Annotated in this window: 9 protein-coding genes; 4 read left to right on the forward strand and 5 right to left on the reverse strand. The window is 66.5% G+C overall.

Features of this window, described 5'->3' with window-relative positions; all coding sequences use genetic code 11:
- Positions 1-1,491, forward strand: a 1,491-nt coding sequence (locus tag KBY78_RS14235) for an iron uptake porin (protein ID WP_255144148.1), incomplete at its 5' end; no start/stop codon positions are given.
- Between the two features lie 119 nt (positions 1,492-1,610).
- The gene (locus KBY78_RS14240; protein ID WP_255144149.1) at positions 1,611-2,276 is read left to right on the forward strand and encodes a J domain-containing protein; all 666 of its coding nucleotides are present in this window, start codon (positions 1,611-1,613) and stop codon (positions 2,274-2,276) included.
- Between the two features lie 36 nt (positions 2,277-2,312).
- Here the strand turns inward: KBY78_RS14240 and KBY78_RS14245 are convergent, their stop codons facing one another.
- On the reverse strand, positions 2,313-2,561 hold the full coding sequence (locus KBY78_RS14245) for an NAD(P)H-quinone oxidoreductase subunit O (RefSeq protein WP_255144150.1): 249 nt from the start codon (positions 2,559-2,561) through the stop codon (positions 2,313-2,315).
- 93 nt (positions 2,562-2,654) lie between these two features.
- Between KBY78_RS14245 and KBY78_RS14250 the strand changes: the two genes are divergently transcribed.
- Positions 2,655-3,590: a TIGR01777 family oxidoreductase gene (locus KBY78_RS14250; RefSeq protein WP_255144151.1), complete on the forward strand. Its 936-nt coding sequence runs from the start codon at positions 2,655-2,657 to the stop codon at positions 3,588-3,590.
- Here KBY78_RS14250 and KBY78_RS14255 read toward each other — a convergent pair.
- From KBY78_RS14255 to KBY78_RS14270, 4 genes are read right to left on the reverse strand one after another with little or no spacing between them, the layout of a single operon-like run.
- Positions 3,526-3,831, reverse strand: a complete 306-nt coding sequence (locus tag KBY78_RS14255) for a hypothetical protein (protein ID WP_255144152.1) — start codon at positions 3,829-3,831, stop codon at positions 3,526-3,528. The genes KBY78_RS14250 and KBY78_RS14255 overlap by 65 nt on opposite strands.
- A complete protein-coding gene (locus KBY78_RS14260; protein WP_255144153.1) occupies positions 3,806-5,032 on the reverse strand; it encodes a lipid-A-disaccharide synthase-related protein in 1,227 nt (408 codons plus the stop codon). The genes KBY78_RS14255 and KBY78_RS14260 overlap by 26 nt, the downstream gene beginning before the upstream one ends.
- A gap of 17 nt (positions 5,033-5,049) precedes the next feature.
- Positions 5,050-5,478, reverse strand: a complete 429-nt coding sequence (locus KBY78_RS14265) for a hypothetical protein (protein ID WP_006172231.1) — start codon at positions 5,476-5,478, stop codon at positions 5,050-5,052.
- Positions 5,479-5,538: 60 nt separating this feature from the next.
- Positions 5,539-5,982: an iron-sulfur cluster assembly accessory protein gene (locus KBY78_RS14270; RefSeq protein WP_255144155.1), complete on the reverse strand. Its 444-nt coding sequence runs from the start codon at positions 5,980-5,982 to the stop codon at positions 5,539-5,541.
- 122 nt (positions 5,983-6,104) lie between these two features.
- Here KBY78_RS14270 and zds point away from each other — a divergent pair.
- Positions 6,105-7,451, forward strand: a 1,347-nt coding sequence (gene zds, locus KBY78_RS14275) for a 9,9'-di-cis-zeta-carotene desaturase (protein WP_255144156.1), incomplete at its 3' end; no start/stop codon positions are given.

The following is a 7,451-nucleotide window of genomic DNA, read 5'->3' on the forward strand; positions in this document are numbered from 1 at the left end:
GAGCGCTACGGTTGCGTCGCCGGTTATCCCGACGGCACCTTCCGCGGCAAGAAGCCCCTGAGCCGCTGGGAAGCCGCCGCTCTGCTCAACGCCTGCCTCGATCGGATCACCGAAGTGACCGACGAGCTGCGTCGTCTGCTCAAGGAGTTCGAGAAGGAACTTGCCATCCTGCGCGGCCGTGTGGATCGCCTTGAAGCCAAGGTTGGTGAATTGGAGGCGACCCAGTTCTCCACTACCACCAAACTTCAGGGTCAGGCCACCTTCGTTGTAGGCGCTGTCAATGCCAGCGGTGATCGCCCCGGTGCCGGTGTCTTCGGTTCGTCGCCCACTTTTGGCAGCCGTGATGCTGCTGAAAAGTACAATGCTCAGTACGGCGCCACCACCTTCAACTACGACCTCCGGCTGAACCTGCTCACCAGCTTCACCGGCAAGGACCTCCTCTATACCCGTCTGCGTTCCGGTAACTTCGATAACGCGTTCAGCGGCAATGGCGTGAATCTCACGGCCCTGGATGTGGCGAGCGGCGGCATTGGCGGAACCGATTCCATCGGAATTGATCGTCTTTACTATCGCTTCCCTGTGGGTCGCGATTTCACCTTCATTGTTGGTCCCAAGGCCAGGAATACGGAGTCGGTCGCTGTCACCCCGTCGCTGTATGGCAGCGGAAACGGTGACAAGATCCTTGATGTCTTCCAGCTCTGGGGCGCCCCCGGCGTTTACAACAAAGCCACCGGTGCCTTGGGCGCTGTGATCTGGAAACAGAATGTGGAGAAGGGCCGTGGTCGGTTCAGTGCCTCCGCCAGCTATGTGGCTCAGCAAGGCAGTTCCGGCCAGGCGTTTGATGGTAACGAGAACGTCTGCTCGAGCAGCGAAGGCGGCATCGGCACCGATTGTGCACGCGGGAACTTCCTGGCTCAGCTGAACTACACGGCTCCCCAGTGGAACGTGTCGTTGGCTTATCGTTATGGTCAGAAGGCCACCAACTTCCGTCGTGGCACCAACTTCGTGGCCAGCAACAGCTGGTTCCTGGTGGATGGTGAGTCGAACAACTTCGCCGCCAACGCCTATTGGCAACCCAAGACCAGTGGCTGGATCCCTTCGATCAGCCTTGGCTGGGGCATCAACAGTCTCTCCAGCAATGGGAACAACACCGATGGGGTTGAGTACGTCGACCCCTACGTGAGCACGAGCCAGAGCTGGTTCGTCGGCCTGCAGTGGAACGATTTGTTCGCCAAGGGCAACGCTGCCGGTATGGCTGTCGGTCAGCCCGTCTTCGCCACGGCTCTCTCCCGCGGCAGCGACGACTCCGGCAACACCACCCCCGCCGATGGCAACTACGTCTGGGAGTGGTGGTACAAGTTCCAGGTCACCGACAACATTGCCGTGACCCCGGCGATCTTCTACCTGAGCCGTCCCCTGGGTCAGCTCACCGGCTACGACAACAGCTTCAGCAACTTCGGCGGTCTCGTGCAGACCACCTTCAAGTTCTGAGCCTGCTGCTCTAGTTCGTTCAAGCCCTCACACACCACCGCCCCCGTCAGGGGGCTTTTTCATGGCTGGTGCCCTTGCCATGATGGCTCCAGCCGCCATCACCCCCCTTGAAGGCAGCCTTGGCCAGCAGCGATTTCTATGCCGTCCTGGGCGTGCCAGCCACGGCGGGGGCGGATGCGATCAAGGCCGCGTACCGAGCCCTGGTCAAGCGGCACCATCCCGATGCCGGGGGGGACGACACCGCAATCCTGGCGATCAATGCCGCCTGGGCGGTTCTGGGGGATAGCGAACGCCGCCGCACCTATGACCTCAGCCGGCAACCCTCAGCCCGGAGCAGGCGGTGCGGCTCGAGCGTCGCCACACCAGCCCATCGCGGCGTTGACCGTGACGGGGCCCTGCTGGGCTGGTTGCAGCAGGTCTATGGGCCGATCGATCGATTGCTTGCCCAGGTGATCAACCCCTTCCCAAGCCAGTTGCGCTCTCTGGCCGCCGATCCCTACGACGACAGCCTGATGGAGGCGTTCTGCGCCTACCTGGAGCAGAGCAAAAGCCGAATGGACAGGGTTGAGGCCCTCTACCGCTCGCTCCCTTGCCCGAGCGAAGCCCGGGGGTTTGGCCTCAGCCTCTACCACTGCCTCAGCCAGGTGCAGGACGCCCTGCTGGAGCTGGAGCGCTACACCATGGGCTACGTCGACAGCTACCTGCACGATGGCCGAGAGATGCTGCGGGAGGCCAAACAGCGGCGCAGTCGCCTCAAGGAGGAACGCCGCCGCCTCGATCTCTGAATAGGAGCCGAGATCCGATGATGACTAGATCGGCCTTCAGCAGGCCTCGAGCTGATCGAGCCGCAGCCACACGTCCGGCACCGGCAGGCGCCAGCGCAACTGGGCGTAGTCACCGTTGAGGGCCAGCACTTCGCCGGGGCCTTCGAACAGATAGTCGGGGGGAGTGGGATCGCTGGCGGCCGCTTCAAGACTGCCCAGGTAGGCGCTCTTGCTGACCTTCACCAGGGTGCCTTTCTTGATGGGAGTGGCCTTGGGGGCGGTGGCATCCGTTGGGATCTGGGCCATGGACAGTCGTCACTGCTCTGAGTTCACGCTAGGTCCTGCCGGGCGGCCTGGGGCCCCCCTTAGCCTCGGGGATGGTGTGTGTTGCCTGGGCCCGTGAGACTGCTGCTGCTGGGATGTACGGGGTTCGTGGGGCGCGAGCTGGTGCCCCTCCTGCTCGCTAGGGGGCACCAGCTGGTGGTGGTGAGCCGCCAGAGTCAGCCCCTGGCGGGGCTGGAGCACCCGGGCCTGCGGCGAATCCAGGCGGATCCGGCCCTGGCGGCCTCCTGGCGCGAGCCTGCCCTGCTCGCTGCCGTGGCCGAGGCGGAGGGTGCGGTGAATCTGGCCGGGGAGCCGATCGCGGAGAAGCGCTGGAGCGAGGAGCAGCGGCGCAGGCTGATCGACAGCCGCCTGGACAGCACCAGTGCTCTGGTGGAGGCGCTCCGGGCCCATCCCCGGCCCGGCCGGGTGCTGGTGAGCGGTTCCGCCGTGGGCTACTACGGCAGCAGCGAGGACGCCTGCTTCAGTGAGTCCAGCCCTGCGGCGCCTGATTTCCTTGGCGAGCTCTGCCGCGAGTGGGAGGCGGCTGCCGATCAGGCTCCCGCCGACTGCCGGGTGGTGAAGCTGCGGATCGGCATCGTGCTCGGCCCCGATGGGGGAGCCCTCGGCAAGATGCTGCCGGTGTTCCGCGCGGGCCTGGGCGGTCCGATCGGCTCCGGCCGCCAGTGGATGAGCTGGATTCAACGCAGCGACCTCTGCGTGCTGATTGCCACCGCCCTGGAGACCCCGGCCTACGAGGGGGTGTACAACGCCGTGGCTCCCCAGCCCATGCGCATGGGCCCTTTCGCAGCTGCCCTTGGCCGGGTGCTGAAGCGTCCCAGCCTGCTGCCGGTGCCCGCGCCGGTGCTTCAGTTGATGCTCGGGGACGGAGCCGCGGTGGTGCTGGAAGGCCAGCAGGTGGTCTCTGAGCGGCTGGAGCCCCAGGGCTTCACTTTTCGCTACCCCGATCTCGACTCAGCCCTTGCCGCTGCCACCAGCCCAGCAGCCCACTGACCAGGGCAGCCGCCATCAGCAGGCCGATCGCCGGTGTGAACAGGGGATCCCAGAGCCGCTGAAGCAGCTGCAGTGGAGCCTCCACATGCTGGCTGTGCAGGGCCACCGCCAGGGCGAACCAGATCGCCCCCGCGATCACCAGGAAGACATCGATCACCAGCACGGTGTCGATCCAGCGCTTCAACCGCGGCGCCAGGGCTTCAGCGCTGACGGCATCACTGGAGCGGGGCTGAGGGGTCATCGAGGGCCTGCAGGATCTGCTCGGCCATCCTGGCGGCCCCCCCGGGACCGCCGATGCGCTCGAGGCCGTTGCGCCGGCAGCGCTCCCCCAGATCGGTGTGCCGCAGCTGGCGCAGCACCTCGCCCACCAGTTCGGCGGTGCCGGCCAGGCTGCGTTCCGAGCCCGGTTCCCCCTCGGCACTGAACAGCGAGGGCCCCAGCAGCCGCCGTTGAGCTTCGGCGAAATTGGGGCTGAACTGGGGGCCGCCCCCCGCCAGCTGAACCACGGGTTTTCCCAGGCCCACGGCCTGTTCTGTGGCCGTGCCGGTCATCGCCAGCAGCAGGTCGGCCTGTTGAACCACCGCTGGGAACTCCCCCCAGTGCAGCCTCAGCTCCAGCTCCCCTCGATGCAGACGCCCCTTCGGCTCCAGGCGCCAGCCCAGGGGGCGGCTGAGCCTGGCCACCGTCGCCTCGTCGATGGCTCCCACCAGGGCGGTGTCCAGGTGCAGGCCGCTGCTGGTCTGCAGGCCCGCGGGCAAGCGGGTGAGAACCTGCAACATCAACTCGAAGTTGCGCAGGGCCTCGGGCAGGCGGCTGCCTGGCAGCAGCCCAAGCCGGGGGATGGGTGCCCCGGCCCCTGGCCTGTCGAGGGGAGCTGTCCCCTCCATGACCCGGTCGAGAAAGGGGTTGCCGAGAAAATCCACAGAGCGTCCGAGCTGGTGGCTGAGGTCCGTGGCCGTGAAGGCGTCGCGGCTGAACACCCGCCTGAAGCGGCCGCTGCGCAAGCAGCTCCCGCAGGGCCAGGGCAGGCGCAGGCGGCCTTCGTAGTGGCTCGAGTAGGCCACCAGGTAGGTGACCACCGGCCGGCGGCTGCACCAGGCCGCCAGAACGGGGATGACATCCCCGACCACCACCACCGCCGCGCAGTGCCGGGCTTCTCTGAAGAACAGCACCAGCTGTCTCAGCAGGTAGGTGGCCTGGCCCTGCACCAGTTCAGTCAGGCGTCCGCCGAGGCTGGTGTAGCCCAGGCCGCCGGTGCTGAATTCCCGGGTGCGCCCCAGCACGGACAGACCTGCCTGGCGGTAGGCACCGCCATGACCGACCAGCGGCAGGGCCACGACCTCCAGCCCCAGCTGCTGTAACTCCTGCCCGATCAGGCTGCCGCTGAGGTCTTCTCCATGGCCATTGCTGAGCAACAGCACCCGCCGGGTGCGATCGCCCATCGGGGTGTCTCCCTGGCTCAACCCTGGAGCCAGGCCTTGACCTTCTCCAGGGACTCCCAGCCCGGGCGCCGCCTGAGCCCATCGGCGATCGATTCGTTCAATTCCTTGGCCAGCTCCGGTGACACGGCGGTGATGCGCAGCACCAGATCGATGTGCTCACGAACCCCTTTAGCGCCCGACTCGAGCATGGCCAGGCAGAGGTTCACCCGCGACTGGGGATCCTGGGGGTTGAGCTTGACCGCCATCCGGGCCGAGCGCAGCGCCGGTTCGGGTTGGTCCTCGAGCAGCTGCAGCCAGGCCAGACAGGTCCAGGCGGCGGAGAGACGGGGAGCCTGGGCCGTGATCGTCAGGAAGTCGTCGATCACGTCAGCGGCAGCGGCCCCCTGCTGATAGCGGCCGATGGCCTGATCGAAGAGGGATTCGGCGGACTTGGAGGTGGCCGTCATCGGCTGCGGCTGCTTAGGGACACCCAGATTCCCACGCTGGAGGCCCGGAACTGGGGAGGTTCAGACCGCGAAGGAGCTGCCGCAGCCGCAGGTCTGGCTGGCATTGGGGTTGGTGAAGTTGAAGCCGCCACCGATCAGGGCCGAGCTGAAATCCAGCTGCATGCCGTAGATGTACAGCAGGCTCTTGGGATCGCTCACCACCCGGAAGCTAGGGGCCCCGTCGGGCTCATAGACGTACAGCTCATCGTCGCCGCGGATCGCGGCGCTGTCGATGAAATCCATGGTGTAGCTCATGCCGCTGCAGCCACCGGAGCGCACCCCCACCCTCAGAAGCTTGTCGTTGCCCTGTTGCTGCATCAGGGCGGCCAGCTGCTTCATGGCCGGTTCGGTGATGCGGATGCCCTTGCCGTCCTTGCCGGTGTGGGTGGCCACCGCTGGGGCGACAACCGCTGTGGTGGCGGCCTCCTGGACCGTGGCGGGGGCATCGGTGGTGGGGCTGCTCATGGGCAAGGACTTGGACAGGTGGAACGGGATGTGAGATCACTCTATGGAGGCCTCCCGAACTCTGGTGTCCCGCCGCCGCCAGGGACGGCTCCATAGAGTTGCCGCACGTGAAGGAGTCAAGGGTGCGCGTCGCCATCGTGGGAGCGGGTCTGGCCGGTCTGGCCGCCGCGGTTGATCTCTGTGATGCCGGCCACCAGGTTGACCTCTACGAATCCCGCCCGTTCGTGGGCGGCAAGGTGGGCAGCTGGGTCGATGACGGCGGCAACCACATCGAGATGGGCCTGCACGTTTTTTTCTTCAACTACGCCAATCTGTTTGCGCTGATGCGCAAGGTGGGAGCCTTCGGCAACCTCCTGCCCAAGCAGCACACCCATCTGTTCGTGAACAAGGGCGGAGACCTGCGCGAACTCGACTTCCGCTTCCCGATCGGCGCTCCCTTCAACGGGCTCAAGGCTTTCTTCACCACACCGCAGCTCGACTGGATCGACAAGTTGCGCAATGCCCTGGCCCTGGGCACCAGCCCGATCGTGCGTGGCCTGGTGGACTACGAGGGGGCGATGGGAGTGATCCGCTCCCTCGACCGGATGAGCTTTCGCGACTGGTTTCTCGGCCATGGCGGCAGCGCCCGCAGCGTGGAGCGGATGTGGGATCCGATCGCCTATGCCCTGGGCTTCATCGATTGCGAAGCCATCTCGGCCCGCTGCATGCTCACGATCTTCATGATGTTCGCCTCCAAGACCGAGGCCTCCAAGCTCAATCTGCTCAAGGGCTCGCCGCACCGCTGGCTGCACCAGCCCATCCTCGATTACATCGAAGCTCGCGGGGCCAGGCTGCACCTGCGGCACCGGGTCAGTGAGGTCTGCTTCGACGAGGGGGTGGGGCCAGAGGTCGCTCCCCAGGTCACCGGCCTGAGGCTGGGCACCCCCGATGGCGAGATCAGCGTCGAGGCCGACGCCTACCTGGCGGCCTGTGACGTGCCCGGCATCCAGCGTCTGCTGCCGCCCTCCTGGCGCCGCTATGCCCAGTTCGAGAACATTTACCGGCTGGAGGCGGTGCCGGTGGCCACGGTGCAGCTGCGCTACGACGGCTGGGTGACCGAGCTGGGGGAGGGCGAGGCCCACGCCGCCGCCCGCCGCGATCTCAGCACGGCGAGTGGACTGGACAACCTGCTGTACACCGCCGACGCCGATTTCAGCTGCTTCACCGACCTTGCCCTGGCCAGCCCGGCCGACTACCGGCGCGAGGGGGAGGGTTCCCTGCTGCAGTGCGTGCTCACCCCGGGTGACCCCTGGATTCCACGCCGGAACGACGAGATCGCCGCCCTGGTGGACGCCCAGGTGCGTGAGCTGTTCCCCTCGGCCCGCGGCCTCAAGCTGATCTGGAGCAACGTGGTCAAACTGGCTCAGTCGCTGTATCGCGAGGCCCCTGGCATGGAACCGTTCCGTCCGGAGCAGCGCACGCCGGTGGCC

The sequence above is a fragment of the Synechococcus sp. EJ6-Ellesmere genome (genome assembly GCF_024345875.1).
Lineage (GTDB): Bacteria > Cyanobacteriota > Cyanobacteriia > PCC-6307 > Cyanobiaceae > Regnicoccus_A > Regnicoccus_A antarcticus.

What these genes read in the sequence shown, in the direction of transcription:
- KBY78_RS14245 (WP_255144150.1), bottom strand. Translation starts at nt 2,561, where the DNA reads ATGGCCCAGATCCCAACGGATGCCACCGCCCCCAAGGCCACTCCCATC.
- KBY78_RS14255 (WP_255144152.1), bottom strand. Translation starts at nt 3,831, where the DNA reads ATGACCCCTCAGCCCCGCTCCAGTGATGCCGTCAGCGCTGAAGCCCTG.
- KBY78_RS14260 (WP_255144153.1), bottom strand. Translation starts at nt 5,032, where the DNA reads ATGGGCGATCGCACCCGGCGGGTGCTGTTGCTCAGCAATGGCCATGGA.
- KBY78_RS14265 (WP_006172231.1), bottom strand. Translation starts at nt 5,478, where the DNA reads ATGACGGCCACCTCCAAGTCCGCCGAATCCCTCTTCGATCAGGCCATC.
- KBY78_RS14270 (WP_255144155.1), bottom strand. Translation starts at nt 5,982, where the DNA reads ATGAGCAGCCCCACCACCGATGCCCCCGCCACGGTCCAGGAGGCCGCC.